Consider the following 21,797-nt stretch of genomic DNA (forward strand, 5'->3'; position numbering starts at 1 on the left):
GGAGGAACGCCATGAATCGAGCAGCGAAACCGGCCGAGGCGGCCCCGGCCGGCGCCTCCGATCTGATCGACGCGCGCATCGCCGAACTCGGCGACTGGCGCGGCCGAACCCTGGCGCGCATGCGCGAGCTGATCCGGCAGGCGCTGCCCGAGGTGGTCGAGGAATGGAAGTGGATGGGCACGCCGGTCTGGTCCAGCGACGGCATCGTCTGCACCGGCGAATCCTACCGGGCCGTGGTCAAGCTGACCTTCGCGAAAGGCGCCTCGCTGCCGGATCCGGCCGGGCTGTTCAACGCCAGCCTGGACGGCAAGGTGCGGCGCGCGATCGACCTGCATGAAGGCGCCGGCATCGACGAAGCTGCCTTCATCGCCCTGCTACGCGAAGCGGCCGCGCTCAACGCCGCGGCCGCCGAGGCGAGGAAAACCCGGCCGAAGCGCCCGCGTTAAGCGCCAACCATAAGCGCCGCGGCGGCGCCCCGCCCCGCTCGATATCAATACCGCGACAGGCGATTCCCGCCGTCGATCCGCACGCGATCGCCGGGCTGCCAGTCGCCGGCACCGGGCACGTCGAAGCCGCGCATCGAGCCGTCGGAGAGCCGCACGTCGATCCGGTAGCCGCCCGGCGCATTCATCTGCTGGCCGACCTGGTTGCCGAGCGCCGCGCCGCCCAGCGCGCCGATCACGGTCGCCGCGCCGCGGCCGCGGCCATGGCCGATCTGGTTGCCGAGCACGCCCCCGACCAGCGCGCCGACCACGGTTCCCGCCACACCCGAAGGGCTGGTCGAGCCGCCGATCGGCCGGATCGCGGCCACGGTGCCGTATTGGGTGCCGTAGGCGGCTTGCGGATAGGCGGGCTGGCCGTAGCCGGGTTGTCCGTAGCCGGGCTGGGCGCCCGACGCCGGTGCCGAAGGTGCGCCATAAGGCGGCGGCGCATAACCGGGCGGCGGGCTCGGCGGCGGATAGGCCTGCCCCTGCCCATCCGCGCCCGGCGGCTGCGCGCCGTAACCGGGAGGCTGGGCACCATAGCCCGACTGCTGCCCGCCGTAACCGGGTTGCCGCGACGGATACGCGGGCTGCCCGCCATAACCGGGCTGGCCATCTTGCTGCCCCTGGTCATAGGCGCCGTCATCGGGCGGCGGCGCGGCATCGGGCGGCGGATAACCGTTCGGCTGTCCATAAGGCGCCTGCTGCGCGCCGCCATAACCCTGGCCGCCATCGGATTGCCGCGTGGCCGGCGGATAGGCCTGCCCGCCGTTTTGCCCATTCGGTTGCGCGTACAACGGATTCGCCTGGCCGCCGTAAGGCGGTTGCGGATAACCCGGCGCGTCGGCGCCGCGCTGCGGATAGGCCGGCTGCGCGGGATTCGCCGGCTGGCCATAGACGGGCGGCTCATTGTCATCGTCCTGGCGATAAGCCGGCGGCGCATAGGCCGACGGATCGCTGCCGTAACCCGGCTGCCCATACGCCGATTGCGCCAGCAGCCACGACCCGTTCGCACCGCCGTCGAGCCCGGCCGCCAGGGCCGATTGCATCGGCAACAAGGCGGCGGCCGCGAGCGGCACGCAGCAGGCGGCACGGATCAGCGCCGGAGCGGGATGCAAGGCGAACACACGCGAGGCGCGGGAAAAACCGGGGAAACGGGAGACACGCGAGGGCATCGTCGTAACGGGCCTCGACGGCCCGCGATCGGGAAAACGGCATGAGTATAGGGAACCCGCGCGCCCGGGTCGGCATGGATTCGGGTAAGCATCTGTAAAGTCTGTTGCGGCCGCGAACGCGACGCGCTCGGGGCTTCGGCATAATGGCGCCACACCGGTCGCGCGGCCGCTGGCGCGCGCGATCGCCCTTCCTCCCTGCCTCGGAGCACGCCGCATGTACCCACCGATCGAACCCTACGCGCACGGCATCCTCGACACCGGCGACGGCCATCGTCTGTACTGGGAGCGCTGCGGCACGCCGGGAGCGAAGCCGGCCGTGTTCCTGCACGGCGGTCCCGGCGCCGGCTGCGGCGAGAATCATCGCCGCCTGTTCGACCCGGCGCGCTACGACGTGCTGCTGTTCGACCAGCGCGGCTGCGGCCGCTCCACGCCGCACGCGAGCCTGGAGAACAACACCACGCAGCACCTGGTGGCCGATATCGAGCGGCTGCGCGAGATGGTCGGCGTCGAGCGCTGGCTGGTGTTCGGCGGCTCCTGGGGCAGCGCGCTGTCGCTCGCCTACGCCGAAACCCATCCCGAACGCGTCAGCGAGCTGGTGGTGCGCGGCATCTTCACGATGCGGCGCGCGGAACTGCTCTGGTACTACCAGGAAGGCGCCTCCTGGCTGTTCCCCGATCTGTGGGAAGCCTTCCTCGCGCCGATCCCCGAAGCCGAGCGCGGCGACCTGATGGCCGCCTACCACCGCCGCCTGACCGGCGACGACGAAGCCGCCAAGCTCGCAGCCGCGCGCGCCTGGAGCGTCTGGGAGGGCCGCACCATCACCCTGCTGCCGAACCCCGCCCTGGCCGCCCACTTCGACGATCCGCACTACGCGCTGGCCTTCGCGCGGATCGAGAACCATTACTTCGTCAATCGCGGCTTCGTCGAGGAAGGCCAGTTGCTGCGCGACGCGCACCGGCTGGCGAAGATTCCCGGCGTGATCGTGCAGGGCCGCTACGACGTCGCGACCCCGGCCCGCACCGCCTGGGACCTGTCGCGCGCCTGGCCGGAAGCGAGCCTGGAAATCGTGCCCGATGCGGGCCACGCCTACGACGAACCGGGCATCCTGCGCGCCCTGCTGGCCGCCACCGACCGCTTCGCGCGAAGCTGACGCAGCGGCCGAACCGCCCCCGGCGCCTCGGCTCGCGTAAAATCGCAGGGTTTTTGTCCGCGCCGTGGCTTTCGCGCATCACGACGCGCCACGCTTTTTTGACCGACGCAGGATGTGGTCAGGATCGAGCGCGTGGCGCCCCCTTCAGCCTTGCCTGCCCGTTGCCGACATCCCGGATATCGGCCCGGTCGGCATCGCGGCTGTTTTTGGTCTGCAAGCATTCAAGCAACAAGAGGTCATGCCGTGCTGGTCGGTGAACGTTTCAATAGCATCACGCATGGAGTCGGCGCGCTGATGTCGATGGCCGGACTGGCCACCCTGGTGACGATGGGCGCGCTCAAGGGCGACCCTTACCGCGTGGTCAGCGCGGCCGTGTACGGCGCGGCGCTGCTGGTGCTGTACGCCGTCTCGACGCTCTATCACAGCGTGCACCAGCCGCGCCTCAAGGCGATCCTGCAGAAATGCGACCACTCGGCGATCTACCTGCTGATCGCCGGCAGCTACACGCCCTTCACGCTGATCACGCTGCGCGGCCCCTGGGGCTGGACGCTGTTCGGCGTGATCTGGGGGCTGGCGCTGTTCGGCATCGTCCAGGAACTCACGCTGGGACGCAGGACGCGCATCATCTCGATGGTGCTCTACGTGCTGATGGGCTGGCTCGGCGTGATCGCGCTGCGCCCGCTGGTGGTGGCGATGTCCTCGGAAGGCGTGGCCTGGCTGCTGGCCGGCGGCGTGCTCTACAGCGCCGGCATCTACTTCTTCATCAACGACGAGCGGATCCGCCACGGCCACGGCATCTGGCATCTGTTCGTGCTGGGCGGCAGCCTCTGCCAGTTCATCAGCGTCGCCGCCTACATCATGTAGCGCCGGCGGCCGGGCGCGCCGCGCTCAGTCCAGCCGCTGCACGCGCAGCAGCGAACAACACCAGGCATAGGTCGATTCGACGTGGGCCAGCATCGCGGCCCGCGCGCGTTCGCCGTCGCGGGCGCGCAGCGCCTGCAGCAGCGGCGCGTGGTCCATCGAGGCGATATTGAGGGGGTGCCGGACGATCGGCAGCGAGTCGTAGATCCGCCCGAAGGCCTCCTGGATCGCCCGCTCCTGTTCGATCAGATGCCGCGAGCCGGTGGTTTCGGCGATCAGCACGTGCAGCCGCGCATCGGCCAGGCGCCGCGCGTCGGTATCGAGGATGTCGTCGACGAAGTCCTGCGCGAGCGCCGCGAGTTGGGCCAGTTGCGCATCCGTGGCACGCAGCGCGGCCAGATGGCAGGCCTCGCCCGAGATCGCGCGCCGCCAGTCGGACAGGCTGCGCAGCTCCCCGGCGCTGAAGCGCGGCTCCAGCGCCATGCTGCGCAAGCGCTCGCGGATCTCGGTCGACACGAAGGTGCCGCCGAAACGCCCGCGCGTGGTGTTGACCAGCCCGAGATCGCGCAGCACGCCGAGCGCCGTGCGCAGCGCCATGCGCGCCACGCCGAAGTGCTGCGCGAGTTCGACCTCGTCGGGCAGCTTGTCGCCGGCCTTCAATTCGCCTGCGCTCAGCGCCGCGAGAATCCGGTCGACGGCCGCCTCGGGCGCGTTCATGCTGCTCGCCGGCTTGCCGAATCTGGCGGGGAGACGCTCGGGCATACCTCGGGATCGATTGAGCTGACAAAAGAATCAACGCGCAGTATGGCATGAGGGCATGCCCGGAAACATCTCCGGGCTGCGTTCGCGTCGCGATTTGCGAAGCCGGGCGCCGCTTCGCGGCGGCGGCCCGGTGCCCCGTCCACCCGGCCCGGCAGCTCAGCGCAGGTCGCTCAACATCTGCTCGGCGAGGAAATCGCAGGGCGGGCGCGCCGACTTCGCGCTGCGCGCCAGCACCACCTCGACGTCCTCCAGCGGCGGCAGGCCCTCGGCCTCGCCCAGCTGCATCAGTTGCGCCGGCACGCTGCAACGCGCCAGCGGCGCGATCGCGAGCCCCGCCTCCACCATGCTGATCACGCCCAGCAGGCTCGGGCTCTCGTAGGACATGCGGTAGCGGATCCCGGCCTGGTTCAGCGCGCCGACCGCCCGCGCCCGCGCCGCGCTGGCGTGCCCGAACACGGCGATCGGCAAGGGCCGCTCCTCCCAGATCGGGCGGTTGTCGGGCAGCGCCGCCCACACCACCGGCTCACGGCGGATGAACTCGGCCGACACGCCGCGCGTGCGCGTCATGCAGGCCAGGTCCACCGTGTTGTCCTTGATCAGCGGCACCAGCGCGCTGCTGGGCAGGCCGATCACGCGGATCTCGACGCGTGGATGCGCGATCGCGAACTTGCGCAGCACCGAAGGCAGCAGCGTGGAGACATAGTCGTCGGGCACGCCGATCGTCACGCGGCCGCGCACCTCGGGCCGCACCACCGAGGCCCAGGCTTCCTCGCGCATCGCCAGCATGCGCCGCCCGTAGTCGACGATCATCCTGCCCTCGTGCGTGATCGACAGCTTGCGCGTGCTGCGCGCGAACAGCGGCTTGCCGAGCGCCTCCTCCAGCGTCCTGATCTGCATGCTGAGCGCCGAGGACGAACGGTGCACGGCTTCGGCCGCGCGCACGAAGGAGCCCGTGTCGGCGATCGCCACCACCATTTCCAGTACATCGAGATCGAGCTGTTTCATATTCGTCAGAAAAGCTGAGTAATTTTTTCAGTTTAATCCGTTTTACGCGTCGAAACGACTGGCCGATACTGGCCTCATCGACACCATGCAAGACAGCAGGGAAGGCGCAAATGGGAACCATGATCGAATTCGTCGCGGTGGGCGGGATGCTGGCGGTCACGCCGGGGCCGAACATGGTCTACGTGATGTCGCGCTCGGTCTCGCAGGGCCCGCGCGCGGGCCTGACCTCGCTGGCCGGCGTGATGCTCGGCTACCTGACCTACATGTTCGGCGCCGCCTTCGGCCTCACCGCGATCTTCCTGACGATTCCCGGCGCGGCGCGGGTGCTGGCGGCGGCCGGCGCGCTCTACCTGCTGTACCTGTCCTGGCAGGCGTTGCGTCCCGGCGGGCGCTCGCCGTTCGAGGTGGATGCGCGACAGGCCGAACGGCCGCACCGCCTGTTCGTGATGGGCGCGGCCACCAGCCTGCTCAATCCGAAGCTCGCCATGCTGTTCCTGTCCCTGCTGCCGCAGTTCATCGATTACCAGGCCGGCGACGTGTTCCGCCAGTCGATGCTGCTCGGCGCCTCGCTGGTGGGCGCCTTCGCGGCGGTCAATGGCGCCGTCGCGATCGGCTCGGGTTCGCTGGCGGGCTTCCTGGCGAAGCGGCCGAACTGGCTGCGGGCGCAGCGCTGGGTGATGGGGCTGATGCTGTTCTCGCTGGCCGCGAAGATGGCGCTCGATATCTGGCGCTAGGCGCCCCGCCGCGCTCGGGCGAAACGACAATCGCTTGAAAAATCCACCGCCTCGCGCGGCGCCACCGCCAGGCACGACGGCGGCATGCCGTTTGCTCTCCTTACCGGTTCCGGCATGTCGATGCCGCAACCGAGCAAGGAGGATGTCATGGCAGGCAAACTGAACGATTGCAGGATCGCGATTCTCGCCGTCGACGGCTTCGAACAGGTCGAGCTGACCGAGCCGCAACGCGCCTTGCAGGCCGAAGGCGCGAAGGTCGAGGTGATTTCGCAGAAAGCGGGCGAGATCCAGGGTTTCAAGCATGTCGACAAGGGCGATCCCACCAGGGTCGACCGCCTGTTCGACGAAGCGCGCGCCGACGACTACGACGCCGTGGTACTGCCGGGCGGCGTGGTCAACGGCGATGCGATCCGGATGATTCCGGCCGCGCGCCGCTTCGTCAGCGAGGCGCATGCCGCCGACAAGCCGATCGCCGTGATCTGCCACGGCGGCTGGCTGCCGGTGTCGGCGGGCATCGTCAAGGGTCACCGGATGACGAGTTGGCCCAGCCTGCAGGACGACATCCGCAACGCGGGCGGCGAATGGGTCGACGAGCGCGTGGTGCACGACGGCAACCTGATCACCAGCCGCAAGCCCGACGATCTCGATGCCTTCGTCTCGACCCTGGTCGAGTGCCTGGTGGCCAGGCGCGGCGGCAAGCAAGGCAACGCGAAACGCCACGCCTGAGCGCCGGCGTACCGGCATGTCTCAAGGCGCCGGGAACAGGTGCTCGCACATGAAGTCGACGAACACGCGCAGCTTGGGCGATAGCTGGCGGCTCGACGGCCACAGGATCGAGAACTGTCCCGGCGCGATCGAATGCGGCTCGAGCACCTCGACGAGCGAGCCGGCGGCCAGCGCGTCGCGCGCCAGGAAGTCGGGCATGAAGCCGATGCCGAAGCCGGCGATCACGGCGCCGCGCAAGGCTTCCATGTTGTTGCAGGTCATCGCGCAGCGCAGGTTCGGCGGCTCGCCGCCGTCGGGCAGCAGGCTCCAGGGCTGCAGCTTGCCGGTGGTCGGGAAGCGGTAGCGCACGCCCTCGTGCGCGGCGAGATCGGCCAGGCCGCGCGGCACGCCCGCACGCGCCAGGTAGCCGGGCGAGGCGCACAGCACGAAGCGAAACGGGCCGAGCCGGCGCGACATCAGGCTCGAATCGCTGAGCTGGCCGCTGCGGATCACCGCGTCGAAGCCGCCCTCCACCACGTCCACCAGCCGGTCGTTGAAGTCGAGATCGAGTTCGATGTCGGGATAGCGCGCGCTGAAGGCCGGCAGCACCGGCAGCAGGAAGCGATAGCCGATCACCGGCAGGCTCACGCGCAGGCGGCCGCGCGGCGTCTGCGCCGAGGCCGAGAGCGTCGCCTCGGCATCGCGCAATTCCTCCAGGATGCGATGGCAGCGCTCGTGGAAATGGCGCCCCTCCTCGGTCAGCGTGACGCGCCGCGTGGTGCGATGGAACAGGCGCACGCCGAGCGAGCGCTCCAGCCTGGCGATGGTCTTGCCGACCGCCGAGGCCGAGATGCCGAGCTTGCGGCCGGCCGCCACGAAGCTCAGGGTTTCCGCCGTGCGCACGAAGGCGACGATGCCGTTCAGATTGTCCATGTCGCTTCGACCCCGATCGCTTGATCACATTGCGGAATATAAATCCCTTATCTGAGGAATCCCAGCCTGTTTTTCGTCGATTGATTCCCGAATATCGTTGGTCGCTCCAGATGCCGGCCATGTCGACCGGCCGGCATCGCCCCTTCCAGGAGCGAACATGCCTTCCCCGACCTCTCCCGATTCCACCCGCCGGCTGCTGGTGCTCGGCGCCGTGTGCATGGCGGCGCTAGCCCTGCCGCTGGCCTTCTCCGGCGGCGCCGTCGCCACGCCGGCGATCGGCCGCGACCTGGGCGGCAGCCCCGCCGCGATCGCCTGGATCACCAATGCCTTCATGCTCAGCTTCGGCAGCCTGCTGATGGCGGCCGGCACGCTGGCCGACCGCTTCGGCCGCCGCCGGCTGTTCGCCTTCGGCGTGGCCGGCTTCACGCTCAGCTCGGCCGCGCTCGGCTTCGCGCCCTCGATCCTGGCGGTCGACCTGCTGCGCGCAGCGCAGGGCGTGGCCGCCGCCGCGGCGCTGGCCGGCGGCACCGCCGCGCTGGCCCAGGAATTCGACGGCCATGCCCGCACGCGCGCCTTCAGCGCGCTGGGCACCACCTTCGGGATCGGCCTCGCGTTCGGGCCGGTGATCGCCGGCGCGCTGATCGAACGTTTCGGCTGGCGCGCGATCTTCGCCAGCGGCGCGTTCGCCGGCGCGCTGGCGCTGGGCTTCGGCGTGCCGCGCATGCGCGAATCGCGCGACCCGCAGGCGCGCAGGCTCGACCTGGGCGGCACGCTGAGCTTCACGGCCGCGCTCGGCGCCTTCACCTGCGGCGTGATCGAGGCGCCCTCGCTAGGCTGGACCTCGCCCGCCGTGGTCTCGCTGCTGGCGGGCTTCGTGGGGTTCGCGCTGCTGTTCGTGCTGATCGAAACGCGCAGCGAGCGGCCCATGCTCGACCTGACGCTGTTCCGCTACCCGCGCTTCGTCGGCGTGCAGTTGCTGCCGATCGCCACCTGCTACTGCTACATCGTGCTGCTGGTGCTGCTGCCGCTGCGCTTCATCGGCGTGGACGGCCACGACGAGATCCACGCGGCCTGGCTGATGCTGGCGATCTCGGCGCCGATGCTGGTGGTGCCCTTCGTCGCCGCGACGCTGACGCGCTGGATGTCGGCCGGCACCATCTCGGGGATCGGCCTGGCGCTTGCCGCGCTGGGCCTGCACCTGCTGAACGGCGCGCTGCGCGAGGGCGCCGCCGACAGCGCCGTGCTGCTGCCGATGCTGGTGATCGGCGCCGGCGCGGGGCTGCCATGGGGCTTGATGGATGGGCTGTCGGTCGGCGTGGTGCCGAAATCGCGCGCAGGCATGGCGGCCGGCATCTTCAGCACCACGCGCGTGGCCGGCGAAGGGATCGCGCTGGCGATCTCGGGCGCCGTGCTGGCCGCGTTCGCCCAGCGTGACCTGCTGAGCGCGATGCCGGCTGCGCCTTCCGCCGTGGCCGACGCGGCCGCGCGGCTGGCCACCGGCGATCTCGCGCAGGCGGCCTTGCGGCTGCCGGACGTCGGCGCGGCGGGCCTGCGTGCCGCGTATCACGCCGCGTTCGCGCACCTGCTCGACGGGCTCACGACGATCACCCTGCTCTGCGCGCTGGCCGCCTTCGCGTTCCTGAGCCGGGTGCACGTGGCGGAGGACGCGGCCGAGGTCGCGACCGAAGTCGCGCCGCCCGAATGCCGCGCCGGGCACGCCGCCGAACCCGGCGATGCCGCCAGGCCCCTGGCCGACGCGGGCCAGTCCCGGGCCTGATGTCATTTGAACGGACGAAATGCGGCCCGCTTGGCAAGGGCTGCGTTTTTTCTTATGATGTGCACTTGCATCCAGAGTCGGGTTCCCCGACGCCAACCTGCCTACCCGGGCAAGGTGGACGCCACCAGGCGATGCGGCCGATAGTCGGCAACGAAGCGGGAGCGGCCCAGCCGGCACCGGTTCGAATTCAGTCAGTCACCGGAGCTTGCATGCAGCAGAATCCTCGCCTTTCCCCCCTTGCCGACCTGATCGCCGATTCCTCGCCGTGTCTGCCGGGCTCCCGCCTGATCCACCTGTTCCAGATCGTTTCCTCCGCCAGCCAGGATGCCGTCGCGCGCGTTTCCAGCTTCCTTTCGGAACAAGGCGCGCCGCTTGGTGAACCGCGCGTGTCGCGCTGTCGCGAACTGCTGACCCAGACCATCGTGCTCGACGGCATCGGCGAGCGCCGCGCGCGGCTGCTGCGCGAGCAGTTGCTGGCGCTCGACGGCGTGCTGCGGATCCGCCTCGAGCACCGTTTCGTGCGCGCGGATGCGGGCGACGACGCGCCGGACTACGACGACTGCCGCCCGGCCTGCACGGCGGCCTGAGGCATCACGCGCCCGAACGCGCCCCGCCCGCGGCCCTCGATTTCGTACTTCGACGATCGTGTTTCGGATCCGTCCGACATCCGCTGCCGCCGGATTTCCGTAAAGTCACGAACATCAGGACATCACCAACCGGCCGCAAGATAGGGCGGACGCACGAACTCGTAACGTGCCGAGTTGCTGGCGTAAGCAGCATCCCATTGCGACCAGCCCCGCTTCGAGATATCGAGCGGGGCTGGTTTTTCGATCCGGTCACGGTTCGGCGTCACCCGGCGCGCACGCGCCGGGCACCGATCACTGAATGGCGATTCAGAAGTTGTAGGCGTAGACGGCAGCCGATTTGCAGGTTTTTCCGGCATTCGACGTGTCATCACACGGCGCCGCCACGTACATGATCGTCGCCTTGCCGCGTCGATTGATATCGACATTGACCTGGATGCCGGAAGTGGAAACACCTTCCGCAATCACCGTCCTGCTGCCCCACCCGGCACCGAAGCCGAAATGCGCATAGCTCAATTGGTCTTTCGCATCGGGAGTCTGGTACTTGGACTTGGTGGCGGCGACAAACACGGCGTCACCGCCGGCACTCATCGCCACGGCGGAACTCCACACATTCATGTCGTCCGCAATGCCGAGACTCGATTTCAAATCGGCGGGGCGACTCCATGCGGCGCCAGCCAGGGACTGACTCCACCAGTAATGCGTGCCGCTGTCGTTCGAACTCGCCCATATCGCCAAGGCGTTCCCGGAATCATCCATCAGCAGCTTCGCGCCGGACAAGGCGCCATTATTTCCCTCCGGAGTCACATCCAGCACGTCGGTCTGCGCCTGAAAGCTCGGCAACTCGCTCAGGCGCGTCGCCATGAGCCGACATTTACCGGCGGAGGTCACATCCCCCCAAAGGACAGTCGCCTTGAACTTGCCTGACGCTTTCGCTTGCAGAAGACTGGATCCGCATATCGAGGAATACGTGGGCGAGCTACCCGCGGCGTTCAACGTGCTGACCTGGATATTGCTGGCGGGGACCGTATAGCGCGGCGGCGTCTCGAGCATCGCACCGAGTATCGACGACGTGAAATTGCCCGGCTGCGCCGTTTCCTGCCAGAAAAGATAACCCGTGCCGGTGTTGCCAGCGGAATTCCTGGGCGGTTTCGCGTAGACGGTATTGAAAACCGACGTGCCCCCTGACGGCATGGGGCTTCCCGTCGGCGACATCGGCACCGTCTGAACCCCGGTCGTCTTCGCACCGTCCGGACTCAGCCGGAACAACTCGGCGGGTACCGCGCGATTCTGTGAACTGGAGCCGAGGAGATCGTAGCCGCGAACGGAAATCAATGCCGTGCCATCGTCGTCGACCGTGAGATCCGAAGCACCTGGATCGTTTGCAGCGAGTTGTCGCGTCAGCGGAACCGGCGCGGACCATCCGACCGATGGCGTATAAAAATACGCGGCATAAGGATAATCGCCGTCATGGACGCGAGCTTTCATGACAAGCAGGACGCGCCGCCCGGCGGAATTCGCTCGCAGCGCATAAGGGAATCCATCGTCCACCCCGCTTGCCAGCTTTTCCGCAGTCGACCATTGCCCGTCGGCACCGGCAACCGCGGTCATCAGCCTGTCTGCGAAACCATCCCGCCAGGAAGCAAGGGCAATACCGTTGTCATCAAGGGTGACCTGCAGCTTGATGGGAAAGGCAACGAAAGTGCCGTCGGCTTTCAGCCCTTCGTCCCAGACGCGTTGGGTTCCCGCTGCCTGGATGAATCTCGTGGCCCCCGTGGTATTACTGTCTCCCGCTCCAGCATCCTTGGCGCCGCCGGTCGCACCGCCATTTGAATCGCCTCCACCGCCGCACCCCGCGAATGCCACGACGCAGCACACTGCAAGCAGATTTTTCTTTTTCATATTAATTGGGCTTTGATTGAATTGTTATAACGACGAACTACCGAAGATGCTCGAACATCTCGCCCCGCTATCGCCTGCCGTAACGTATCGCCGACACAACTCCCCATGCCTTGCGCGAATCGATTCAGCCGAGCATGGCTATCGGGCCGAGGCATTCTAGGCGTCGCCCAAATATTACGCAATATTTCCGTAAGCAAGGAAACAATGCAGACGTAATCCGAGGGTCGTGTCGGGCATTGAGGCCGTTTATGAAAATATTCCCGTTTTCGCCGGCACTCTCGGTGGCGTGGTGTCGGAGTCGCATGTCGTCATGGGCGCGGCGGCGCGTCTTTCATCACGACCACCGAACGGTTCAACCGAAATGATGCGACTGCCATATCGAGGCCCTGATACCTAATCGCGCGCACCCAACCCGGCTGAAAAATTAGAAATCCGGATTGCATCGGGATGCAAACTTCTTCCGGTACGATACGCGCTTTGCCAGAAGGCATCCGACCCAGCCGCGCGACCTTGCGTTGCGCCCCGTGCCTTCGCGGATCGCCCTCTTTCGTTACGCCGCCATGTCCATCCCGACCGCGCTTATCGGCATCGCGAGTTTGTCCTGCCTGATGAGCGTCGCCGTTCTCGGCTCGCTGTTCCATGCCCAGATACCGGGAATCCGCCATTGGTGCCTGGCCAGCGGCGTGCTGGCGGCGGTCACCGCGCTGCTCCTGCTGTTCCAGCGCTCGCCGAGCATCATCCTGGGCGCGAGCGCCTTGCTGGTGGTGGCCTCGCTGTCCGCGCTCCAGGGTTTCCGGCGCTTCTTTCACCTGCGTGCCTCCTTGAGCGGCGAATACCTCGCGGTCGGCGCGATCCTGGCCGGGCTGGTCTACTGGACCTACCTCTCGCCCGACATCGATGCCCGGGTCGTGATCATCTCGGCCTTCCTCGGTTATGTGCGCTTCGTCATCGCCTGGCTGGTGCAACGGCATCGGCCGGTGGGCCGGCCGCGATACGGCTATTACTTCGTCTCGGGTGTCGCGCTGCTGGGGGCCTTCGTCCATGTGATCCGATGTGCCGTCTATGGGCTGGGCCTGGCGCACGAAACCGATTTCCTGGAAGCGACGCCCGTCAACGTGGCGTTTCTCGGCATGGCCACCCTGACCTTGCCCTGCCTGTCGGTCGGCATGGTGATGCTGGCCCACGATCGACTGGCCGAGCGCATGGAACGCCTGGCCACCATCGACGACCTGACAGGCGTGTTCGGGCGGCGCGCCTTCATCGCGCGCGCCGAGGCGCTGCTGGGTTCGGCCAGGGGAGCGAAGTCGCCGTTGTCGATCGCGCTGCTCGACATCGACAACTTCAAGGGCATCAACGATCGCCATGGGCATGCGGCCGGCGACCAGGCGCTCGCCAACGTCGCCGCGACGATCTCGCGGGAAATCCGGCAAGCCGATGTGCTGGGCCGCGTCGGCGGCGAGGAATTCGCGCTGCTGCTGCCGCGCACCGGCAAGGAGGACGCGCTGCGCCTGGTCGATCGCCTGCGCGCGATCGTGGCGAGCTCGGTTTCCGAAGGGCCGGCCGCATGCGTGGCCTGCACCCTCAGCGCCGGCGTCGACGAGTTCCGCGCCTGCGATACCCTGGCCGCGGCGATGGCGAGAGCCGACGCGGCGCTCTATGCCGCCAAGGCGAAAGGCCGGAACTGCGTGGTGCTGGCGGGGGCGGTGCAGGGCCGGTGGATCGAGCCGGTGGAAACGGCCGTCCTGAATCGCTGCTGAAACGAGGCACCGAGCCCGGTCGGGACACCGTCATCCGATCCGGAAGCCTCGGCCCTAGCCCCGCTTGCGCAAGGGCTCGAGCATGTCCTTCAAGCCGTTATGGTCGATCTCGTGCATCAGCGCGAGCAGCCGGCCGACCTCCCCGCGCGGGAAGCCCTCCCGGGCCATCCAGTTCAGGTAATGCCCGGGCAGGTCGGCGATCACCCTGCCCTTGTACTTGCCGAAGGGCATCACGAAGCTGACCAGGCGTTCGAGCTCGCTCGCGTCCATGGGCGGCGCGTCAGGCTTCCTTCAGCCAGGGCATCTCCACCGGCGACACCACCAGTTGCCGGCCCTCGCGCTTCAGATCGAAGATGAAGCCCACCAGGATCATCGAATCGGCATAGGGGATCGGAAACACCTGCGGATTGTCGGGCGCGAGCAGCGGATGCGCCGGCTTGTCCGCCGTCTGCGCGGCATTCTCGCGGATGCTCTCCAGTTCGTCGGCCATCGCCTGGCCGCTGTCCTTCAGCACGCGGCTACGCAGGTCGCCGAAGGGTTCGATGCGTGCCGCATCCTCGTGGTACTCCGGCACTTCGTAAAGGAACCAGGACATGGGCGTCTCCCGAGAAAAAGGCTGCCATTCTAACGCCTGCCGCGCCGCCCTCCCGACAATCCGTCGAATCCTCGCCCCGCCCGACTAGCCGGCTCGCGGCCCCGCAGCCGACGGAGCCAGCCGCACCTGGTCGCGGCCGGCATGCTTGGCGGCGTAAAGCGCCGCGTCCGCCGCGCCGATCAAGGCTTCCGGCGTGGCCAGCCCCTCGCGCGCGGCCACCCCGACGCTGATGGTCACGCCGACGCGCCGGTCCTCGATCGAAAAGCGCAGGTTCCCGACCGCCTCGCGCAGCTTGCCGGCGGTTCGCATCGCATCGTCGGCGCTCGCCTGCGGCAGCAGCACGGCGAATTCCTCGCCGCCGAAGCGGCCGAGCAGGTCGAAGCCCTGCAACTGCGAAGCCAGGCATTGCGCGACATGGCACAGGCAGGCGTCGCCGGCCAGGTGCCCGTGGCGATCATTGAAGGCCTTGAAGCGGTCGATATCGATCAGCAGCAGCGCGCCGGCCGGGCCGGGCGCCGTCACCAGTTCGGAGAGCGCCGCGTCGAGCCGCCGCCGATTGGCGACGCCGGTCAGCGGATCGGTATAGGACAGCCCCGCCAGCGTCAGGTTTTCCGCCGCGAGGCGCTCGTTGCGCAGGCGATCGAGCAGTTGATGCAGGTAGATGCGCCGCGAGGCGCGCTCGAAGGCGTGCCCGCCGACCAGGGCCGGCAGCAGCAGCGTGTTCATGAAGCCGATCAGGAACATGGCGTCGTCGTGGCCGATTTCCGGGCGGACGAACAGGCTCAGCGCATACACGCCGAGATTGGCCAGGAAAAACGCCACGGCCTGGTGAAAGCGCAGGCGGATGAAGATCAGCACGAAACTGGCGGGCGGAATCGCCAGCAGGAAATCGCGCAGCGTGGCGGGCGTCGGCTTGGCGGCGACGATCAGGATCGCGGCGACGCTGCAGATCAGGCAGCAGGCCAGCAGCGCGAGCTCGCGCATCCGCACGGCGACGCGCTCGCGAAGGCAGGTCTGGATGATCGCGGCGACCAGCAGGCTGGAGCCCGCCAGTTGCACCGCGACGCCCTTCCAGTCCGGATCCGGGATGACGATCAGGTTCAGCAGCACGCCCAGGCAGAAATAGCCGGACACGCCCCAGATCGCGATGAAGCGCAGCTCGCGCAGCCGCTCGGCGGCGATGTCCCGCCAGTAGCGGGCCTCGAGCGGGCCGGCGAAGGCGAGGCGAAAACCCGAGCGGCGCAGCTCCGATTCGGCCAGCGCCTTCAGCGAGGGCGCCTGCTCCTCGGACGCGGCACCGGCATGCTCGATTCGATTCACCACCCGATTCACCACCCTATATGCCGGCCGTCGACGAAATCCCGGCAACCTGTCGCGATCTTCGGCCTCGCGATCCGCCATGGCTCGCTCGGAGCGCCTCGCAGGATACAGGGATGGGCGCCGCGCGCAAGCACGGCATGGCGGCAGCGGCGCCCCGCCCCTTCACGCCAGCGCGAGTCCGTCGGCGATCCTGAACACCGAAACCGAACGATTCAGGTTCGCCACCTGCTCGTCGAGCGAACTCGCCGCGGCGGCGGCCTGCTCGACCAGCGCCGCGTTCTGCTGGGTGACCGTGTCGATCTGCACCACCGCGCGGCTGACCTCGTCGATGCCGCGGCGCTGCGCATCGGAGGCGCTGGCGATGTCGTCCACCAGGGTGGCGACGCGGCGGATCGCCAGGCGCACCTGCTCGGTGGCGCGGCCGGCTTCCTCGGCCTGCTTCGAGCCGGCCTGGATCGTCGCCGTCGAGCGGTCGATCAGTTGCTTGATCTCGCGCGCCGCGTCGGCCGAGCGATGCGCGAGGCTGCGTACCTCGGTGGCCACCACGCTGAAGCCGCGTCCCTGCTCGCCGGCCCGCGCCGCCTCGACGGCCGCGTTCAGCGAGAGGATGTTGGTCTGGAAGGCGATGCTGTCGATCAGCGAGGTGATCTCGGCGATGCGCGTCGAATTCGCGGCGATCTGGTTCATCGTGCCGACCAGCCGCTCCACCGCCTGCGAACCCTCGTCGGAGATCTGCGTGGTGCTGCCGGCCAGCGACCGGGCGGCATGCGCGTCGTCGACGTTGCGGCGCACCGTGTCGCCGAGCTCGGTCATGCTGCTGGCGGTCTGCTGCAGCGAGGCGGCCTGCTCCTCGGTGCGCGAGGACAGGTCGAGGTTGCCGGCGGCGATCTGCCGCGAGGCCACGCCCACCGTGTCGCTCGAGGCGCGCACCGCCGACACCACCGTCATCATGCGTTCGAGCAGCTGGTTGATCGCCTCGGCGGTAAGGCCGACCTCGTCGCGGCGCTCCACGCGCAGGCGCAGCGACAGGTCGAGCGTGCGGCCGACCGCGTCGAGCGTCTCGCGCAGGCGGCCCAGCCCGAGGCTGACCACGCGGTAGAGCTTCGCGCCGAGCAGGCCGGTGGCCAGCAGCGCCAGGCCGACCACGCCCAGCATCAGCACCCGCGCGACGCGATAGGCGCCGGCGTTCTCGTCGCGCACCTGGTCCACATGCCCGAGCACCGCCTCGACATGGCCCTGCAGGGCCTGGTTCAGCGTCAGCGCCACGTCGTGCACGGCGCCGCCGTCGTGCAGCATCGCCAGCGCGCCGTCGCGATCGCCGCCCTCGATGCGCTGGAAGAAGATCGCGCGCTGGGCCCGGTAGGCGGCCATGCTGGCGCGATCCGCCGCCAGCAGCGAGCGGTCGCGCGCGTCCGTCATGTCGTGCGCCTCGTAGTCGGCCAGCGCCGCGTCGAAGCCGCGATCGGCCGCCTCGACCTCGCGCCGGCTGGCGGCCCGGCTCGCCTCGTCGATGCCGTCCACCACGTAGCGGTACACGGCGAAGCGCATCGCCGCCACCTGGTCGCGCGCCAGCGACACCTGCTTCAGGCCGGGAATGGTACGCGTCTCGAGCCCGTCGATGCGCTGGTAGGAAGCATGCAGCTGGTAGAGCCCATAGCCCCCCACCAGGGCCAGCGCGCAGAGCGCCACGCCGAGGGTGAGGATCAGGCGGCGAACGATGGTCATGTCGAACCCTTTACCTTGAGAGAGCAAGCCAATTGAGGGAAACGCGCGGCGCGCACCGCTTACGCGGTGGCGGCGAGCCGGCCGGTCCATGCCTCGATCCAGGCGCCCAGGTCGCCGCCGGCCAGCGGGCGCCCGATGCCGTATCCCTGGGCCAGGTCGCAGCCCAGCGCGCGCAGCCGGCCCAGCGTCGGCTCGTCCTCCACGCCCTCGGCCACCACCTGCAGGCCCATGTCGTGGGCCAGCGCGATGGTCGAGCGCACGATGAAGGCGTCGTCGGCGTCGCGCGTCATGCCGATCACGAACGAACGATCGATCTTCAGCTCGCTGACCGGCATGCGCTTCAGGTTGGCCAGCGACGAATATCCGGTGCCGAAATCGTCGATCGACATGCGGATGCCGAGCCCGCGCAGGCGTTCGAGCGTGTCGAGCGCGCGCGCCGGATCGTCCATCAGCGCGCTCTCGGTGATCTCGATCCACAGCCGCCCCGGCTCGACCCGGTGCTCGCGCAGCAGCGCGCCCAGCCAGTCGCAGGCGGCCGGATCGGCCAGATCGCGCGCGGAGAAATTGATCGAGACGTCGATCTCGAGCCCCTGCGCCTGCCAGCGCGCGCATTGCGCGATCGCCTCGGCGGCGATCCAGCGCGAGATCGAGCGGATGAAGCCGGTCTGCTCGGCGAAGGGGATGAATTCGTCGGGCGGCACCAGGCCGCGCTCGGGATGCCGCCAGCGCACCAGCGCCTCGACGTGCCGCATGCCGCCGCTGGCGAGATGGATCTTCGGCTGGTAGACCAGCATCAGCTCGTGGTTCTCGATGGCGCGCCGCAGCTCGCCCATCAGCGACAGGCGCTCGAGGTCGCGGCGCTCGGCGCCGTGCTCGTACACGGCCACGCCGGCATTGGCCTGCTTGGCGGCGTACATCGCGGTATCGGCGCGGCGCAGCAGGGTGTGCATGTCGGCGCCGTCCTCCGGGAAGCAGACGATGCCGATGCTCGCGCCCACGTCGAGCGGCTGGCCCTCGATCAGCAGCGGCGCCTCCAGCGCCGCCACCAGCATCGCGGCGCAATCGCGCGCGGCGCGCCGGTCGCCGCCGCGCAGCAGGATCGCGAATTCGTCGCCGCCGAGCCGCGCCGCGGCCGCGCCCGAGCCGGCCAGGCTGCCGGCCAGGCGCTTGCCGACCTCGTTCAGCAGCCGATCGCCGACATGGTGGCCGAGCGTGTCGTTCACGTCCTTGAAGCGGTCCAGGTCCATCAGCATCATCGCGAACGGCGCGGCGTTCGCGCCTGCCTCGCCCGCCACGTCGATCTCGCGCTGCAGCCATTCGTTGAAGGACACGCGGTTCGGCAGCCCGGTCAGGGGGTCGACATAGGCCAGCTCGGTGATGCGCGCCTCGCGTCGCGCGATGTCGTCGCGCATGCGCCGGAACGCGGCGGCCAGCTCGCCGGTCTCGTCGCGGCTGGCGATCTCGATCGAGGCGCCGTAGTCGCCGCGGCCGACCCGCTCGGCAAAGCGCGTCAGTTCGCCGAAATGGCGCGTCACGCCCCGCGCCAGCAAGGCCGCGCCGGCGATCGAGATGGCGATGCCGCCCAGCGTGAGCAGCAGCAGCGTGGAGCGCAGCGCGCGGAACGGCGCGGCGGCCTCGTCAAGCGAATTCTGCAGCACCGCCACCACCGGCGCCGGCCCGTGCGCGAGCCACAGGATGCGCGAAACGTAGCGGCCCACGCGCGGCTGCCCGCCGCGCGCGTCGTGCGACACCAGGTCGGCGGCGGCCGCCTGCAACGAAGCGCGGCCCGACGCGGCCAGCGAGCTGGCGAGCACCTGCCAGCGATGGCCGGCGCCGCGCACCAGGAAGGAGATATCGAGGCCGGCCACGCCGTGCATGTCGAGCGCGAGCCGGTCGTCGATCGCGAAGCCCATCACCATCCAGGCCACCGTGAGCGGCGTCCTGACCGGCACGCTGACCAGTTCGTAGGGCCGGCCGTCGAGCACGCCGATCAGCGAGCCGGTGCCGCGCGGCGCGCCGCCGACCAGCTCCGGATAGGGGAAGCGCCGGCCGACCAGTTCGGCCGGCGGCGCGCTGGCCACCACCTGCCCGTCCAGCCCGACCAGCAGCGAGATGCCGGCGCCCAGCCGCTCGCGCTGGTTCTGCAGGGCCGAGCGCACGGTGGTGGTGTCGTGCAGCGCGACCGCCTCGCGAAAGCCGAAATCGGCGGCGGCGATCGCGGCCGCCTGGGACAGCTTGCCGGCTTCGGATTGCAGGGCGTTGTGGAACAGGCGGTCGCCCACCACCAGCTGGGCGTTGACCTGGTCGAGCGCGGTGCGATCGAGCGCATCGCCGGTGGCCAGTTGCACGCCGGCCTGGACGATCAGGATCATCAGCACGAAGACCAGCGCGATCTTCGAGCGCAGCTTGCGCAGGGGCACGGCGGCTCTCCTCATGGCGGGGCGCGTCAGCGCGGGCCCAGTGACAGGGAGAAGCGCAGCGGGCCGGCCGCCGGCACGCGGATCGTCTGCTCGGCGCGCGCCTGCTGGTCGCGCTGGCGATGATCCCAGGCAAGCACGCGGTAGCTGCCGCGCGGCAGCTCGGGCAGCCGTGCCAGGCCTTGCGCGTCGGTCCTGGCGAAGTAAGGGGTGTCGACCACCAGCACGTAGGCGAGCATGGTGTCGTGGATGTTGCAGCCGATCACCTCCAGCCCCGCCCGGCTCATCACCACCGGGCGCGAGGCGCCGCGATAGAGCTTCAGCTCGAAGCTGCGCGGCGGGGAGAACGAGTAGACGTCGTGGGCGATGTCGTCGTGGTTGGGGAAGTCGACCGAGGCGCCCTTCTGCACCACCGTGACCAGCGGCATGAACATTCGATCCTGCTGCACGATCGCGGCCGGCGCCGGCTTCACGCGCGGCATGGCGCCGTCGGTGCGGATCGCGTAGACCACCGCGTCCTGCAGCGGCGCGCCCTGCCGATCCTGTACCCGGACTTCCAGGGCCGAGGCGCGGCTCGCGCCCAGGCAAAGGGCGAGCGCGGCCGCCAAGCCGACGATCCCCGTCTTCCGATCAAATGCCGCCATCGTGTTCGCGTGTGCCCGTGAGCCCGGCGCTGGTCTCCCGATGGGACGCCGGACTGGATTTCGAATAGGTCTGCGAGGGAGATAACGGTTCAGGCGCGCGAATATTCAATCCGTATCGATTGAATTAAGCAATCACGGCGATCCGGCGATGGACGGCGATGGACGGCGATGGACGGCAAAAGACTGCGACGACGCGCGCCGCCGCCGGGTGGCCCGGGGCAAGCCTGGAAAACGATACGGCCGGGAACCTCCCGGCCGGTCATGGGCTGCCGGATCGCCAGCCGTCGCGCCGTGCCGGCCCGGCCGCGATTCCTCGGTCACGCCGGACGCGGCTCGGCGTCCTCGATCGGCTCGACCGTCACGCCCACCGTCAGCACCTGGTCGGCGCCGCCGCCGCGGATCACGCCGCGCAATGGCGTGACGTCGGCATAGTCGCGGCCCACCGACAGCATCACGTAGTCGTTGCCGGGGGCGCGATCGTTGGTCGGATCGAGCTGGAGCCAGCCGCCGTCCTCGGGACAGGCCGGATCGTAGACCTCGACCCAGGCATGCGAGGCGTCCGCGCCGATCAGGCGCGGCTGGCCCGGCGGCGGCTGGGTCAGCAGGTAGCCGCTGACGTAACGCGCGGCCAGGCCCAGCGAGCGCATCGCGCCGATCATCACATGCGCGAAGTCCTGGCAGACGCCCTTGCGCAAGGCCAGCGCGTCGAGCGCCGAGGTGTTCACGTCGGTGCTGTTCGGCGTGTAGGCGAAATCGGCATGAATGCGCCGCATCAATTCCCAGGCCGCCTGCACCAGCAGCCGCCCCGGCACGAAGCTCCTGGCCGCGTAGGCGGCCAGCTCGGGATGGCTGGCCACGTGCCGCGACGGAAACACGAACTCGCTGGCGGCGTCGTAGGGCTGGCCGGCCTGGTAGCTGAGCCGGTCGCGCACGGCCTCCCAGGCGCTGGCGGTGCCCGGCGCGGGCATCGCGACCGCGGGCGGCGGCTCGCCGCGCTTGCCGGCCGAGCGCTTGGGCGGGCTCACGCGCACCACGCTGCGACTGCGCACGAACAGCTCCTCGTGCGGCTGGTTGAGGGCGAACGAGGTGCGCTGGTTGCCGAAGGCGTCGATCTCGACGCCCACGCCTTCCGGCAGGGGCTCGATGTGGAGCGAGAAATCGAGCAGTTGCTGGCGCGGCAGGTCGAGCGGCTTGAGCCGCGCCTGGTGCTGGGCCGATTCGACCCGCGCGGCGTAGCGGTAGCGCGTATCGTGCGTGACGCGCAGCGTG

General features: G+C 69.2%; 19 protein-coding genes, 1 pseudogene and 1 riboswitch. Of the genes and pseudogenes, 8 read left to right on the top strand and 12 right to left on the bottom strand.

The window, feature by feature from the left end; translation table 11 throughout:
* The first annotated feature begins 11 nt into the window (after nt 1–11).
* Entirely contained in the window at nt 12–446 is a 435-nt protein-coding gene (locus tag F3J10_RS05285) for a DUF1801 domain-containing protein (RefSeq protein ID WP_025098314.1), read from the top strand.
* Between the two features lie 44 nt (nt 447–490).
* Here the strand turns inward: F3J10_RS05285 and F3J10_RS36170 are convergent.
* Nucleotides 491–886 (bottom strand): annotated as a pseudogene (locus tag F3J10_RS36170) (glycine zipper 2TM domain-containing protein); the annotation flags it as partial.
* A gap of 985 nt (nt 887–1,871) precedes the next feature.
* Between F3J10_RS36170 and pip the strand changes: the two are divergent.
* Nucleotides 1,872–2,807: a prolyl aminopeptidase gene (gene pip / locus F3J10_RS05295; RefSeq protein WP_167241428.1), complete on the top strand. Its 936-nt coding sequence runs from the start codon at nt 1,872–1,874 to the stop codon at nt 2,805–2,807.
* A gap of 243 nt (nt 2,808–3,050) precedes the next feature.
* Nucleotides 3,051–3,671 carry a hemolysin III family protein gene (locus F3J10_RS05300; protein ID WP_025098316.1) on the top strand — a complete coding sequence of 207 codons (621 nt, stop codon included), beginning with the start codon at nt 3,051–3,053 and terminating at the stop codon, nt 3,669–3,671.
* 24 nt (nt 3,672–3,695) lie between these two features.
* Here the strand turns inward: F3J10_RS05300 and F3J10_RS05305 are convergent, their stop codons facing one another.
* Nucleotides 3,696–4,430: an FCD domain-containing protein gene (locus F3J10_RS05305; protein ID WP_025098317.1), complete on the bottom strand. Its 735-nt coding sequence runs from the start codon at nt 4,428–4,430 to the stop codon at nt 3,696–3,698.
* A gap of 156 nt (nt 4,431–4,586) precedes the next feature.
* Nucleotides 4,587–5,435, bottom strand: coding sequence for a LysR substrate-binding domain-containing protein (locus tag F3J10_RS05310; protein WP_167241430.1), 849 nt, complete (start codon nt 5,433–5,435; stop codon nt 4,587–4,589).
* Nucleotides 5,436–5,545: 110 nt separating this feature from the next.
* Between F3J10_RS05310 and F3J10_RS05315 the strand changes: the two genes are divergently transcribed.
* Nucleotides 5,546–6,169 (top strand): LysE family translocator, encoded by a 624-nt coding sequence (locus F3J10_RS05315; RefSeq protein ID WP_167241432.1) that lies wholly within the window; start codon nt 5,546–5,548, stop codon nt 6,167–6,169.
* A 147-nt stretch (nt 6,170–6,316) separates the two neighbouring features.
* Complete coding sequence (locus F3J10_RS05320) at nt 6,317–6,895, top strand: type 1 glutamine amidotransferase domain-containing protein (RefSeq protein WP_167241434.1); 579 nt, start codon at nt 6,317–6,319, stop codon at nt 6,893–6,895.
* Between the two features lie 21 nt (nt 6,896–6,916).
* Here the strand turns inward: F3J10_RS05320 and F3J10_RS05325 are convergent, their stop codons facing one another.
* The gene (locus F3J10_RS05325) at nt 6,917–7,807 is read right to left on the bottom strand and encodes a LysR family transcriptional regulator (protein WP_098182841.1); all 891 of its coding nucleotides are present in this window, start codon (nt 7,805–7,807) and stop codon (nt 6,917–6,919) included.
* A 157-nt stretch (nt 7,808–7,964) separates the two neighbouring features.
* Here F3J10_RS05325 and F3J10_RS05330 point away from each other — a divergent pair, with 157 nt between their 5' ends.
* Together F3J10_RS05330 and F3J10_RS05335 are read left to right on the top strand one after the other, a co-directional pair.
* Nucleotides 7,965–9,584 carry an MFS transporter gene (locus tag F3J10_RS05330; RefSeq protein ID WP_167241436.1) on the top strand — a complete coding sequence of 540 codons (1,620 nt, stop codon included), beginning with the start codon at nt 7,965–7,967 and terminating at the stop codon, nt 9,582–9,584.
* Nucleotides 9,585–9,646: 62 nt separating this feature from the next.
* A riboswitch (SAM-I-IV-variant riboswitch) is annotated at nt 9,647–9,749 on the top strand.
* Between the two features lie 44 nt (nt 9,750–9,793).
* Entirely contained in the window at nt 9,794–10,171 is a 378-nt protein-coding gene (locus F3J10_RS05335; protein WP_025098323.1) for a hypothetical protein, read from the top strand.
* A gap of 306 nt (nt 10,172–10,477) precedes the next feature.
* On the opposite strand, the gene F3J10_RS05340 is transcribed toward F3J10_RS05335, so the two are convergent.
* Entirely contained in the window at nt 10,478–12,070 is a 1,593-nt protein-coding gene (locus tag F3J10_RS05340; protein ID WP_167233537.1) for a hypothetical protein, read from the bottom strand.
* Between the two features lie 560 nt (nt 12,071–12,630).
* Here F3J10_RS05340 and F3J10_RS05345 point away from each other — a divergent pair.
* Nucleotides 12,631–13,827, top strand: a complete 1,197-nt coding sequence (locus tag F3J10_RS05345; protein WP_167241438.1) for a GGDEF domain-containing protein — start codon at nt 12,631–12,633, stop codon at nt 13,825–13,827.
* A gap of 54 nt (nt 13,828–13,881) precedes the next feature.
* On the opposite strand, the gene F3J10_RS05350 is transcribed toward F3J10_RS05345, so the two are convergent.
* The 7 genes from F3J10_RS05350 to F3J10_RS05380 all read right to left on the bottom strand — a co-directional run bounded on the left by F3J10_RS05350 (nt 13,882) and on the right by F3J10_RS05380 (nt 21,793).
* Nucleotides 13,882–14,097, bottom strand: coding sequence for a DUF3820 family protein (locus tag F3J10_RS05350; protein WP_013690094.1), 216 nt, complete (start codon nt 14,095–14,097; stop codon nt 13,882–13,884).
* A 10-nt stretch (nt 14,098–14,107) separates the two neighbouring features.
* Complete coding sequence (locus F3J10_RS05355; protein WP_167241440.1) at nt 14,108–14,422, bottom strand: helicase; 315 nt, start codon at nt 14,420–14,422, stop codon at nt 14,108–14,110.
* A gap of 84 nt (nt 14,423–14,506) precedes the next feature.
* Nucleotides 14,507–15,742: a GGDEF domain-containing protein gene (locus tag F3J10_RS36610; RefSeq protein ID WP_167241442.1), complete on the bottom strand. Its 1,236-nt coding sequence runs from the start codon at nt 15,740–15,742 to the stop codon at nt 14,507–14,509.
* Nucleotides 15,743–15,904: 162 nt separating this feature from the next.
* Nucleotides 15,905–17,467, bottom strand: coding sequence for a methyl-accepting chemotaxis protein (locus F3J10_RS05365; protein ID WP_025098327.1), 1,563 nt, complete (start codon nt 17,465–17,467; stop codon nt 15,905–15,907).
* A gap of 59 nt (nt 17,468–17,526) precedes the next feature.
* Nucleotides 17,527–19,887: an EAL domain-containing protein gene (locus tag F3J10_RS05370; protein WP_345791190.1), complete on the bottom strand. Its 2,361-nt coding sequence runs from the start codon at nt 19,885–19,887 to the stop codon at nt 17,527–17,529.
* Nucleotides 19,888–19,913: 26 nt separating this feature from the next.
* Entirely contained in the window at nt 19,914–20,528 is a 615-nt protein-coding gene (locus F3J10_RS05375) for a methylamine utilization protein (protein ID WP_240155386.1), read from the bottom strand.
* A gap of 317 nt (nt 20,529–20,845) precedes the next feature.
* The gene (locus F3J10_RS05380) at nt 20,846–21,793 is read right to left on the bottom strand and encodes a transglutaminase family protein (RefSeq protein WP_240155392.1); all 948 of its coding nucleotides are present in this window, start codon (nt 21,791–21,793) and stop codon (nt 20,846–20,848) included.
* Nucleotides 21,794–21,797: the final 4 nt, after the last annotated feature.

It is taken from the genome of Burkholderia sp. Cy-637 (assembly GCF_011753175.1).
In the GTDB taxonomy this organism is placed as follows: domain Bacteria; phylum Pseudomonadota; class Gammaproteobacteria; order Burkholderiales; family Burkholderiaceae; genus Burkholderia; species Burkholderia gladioli.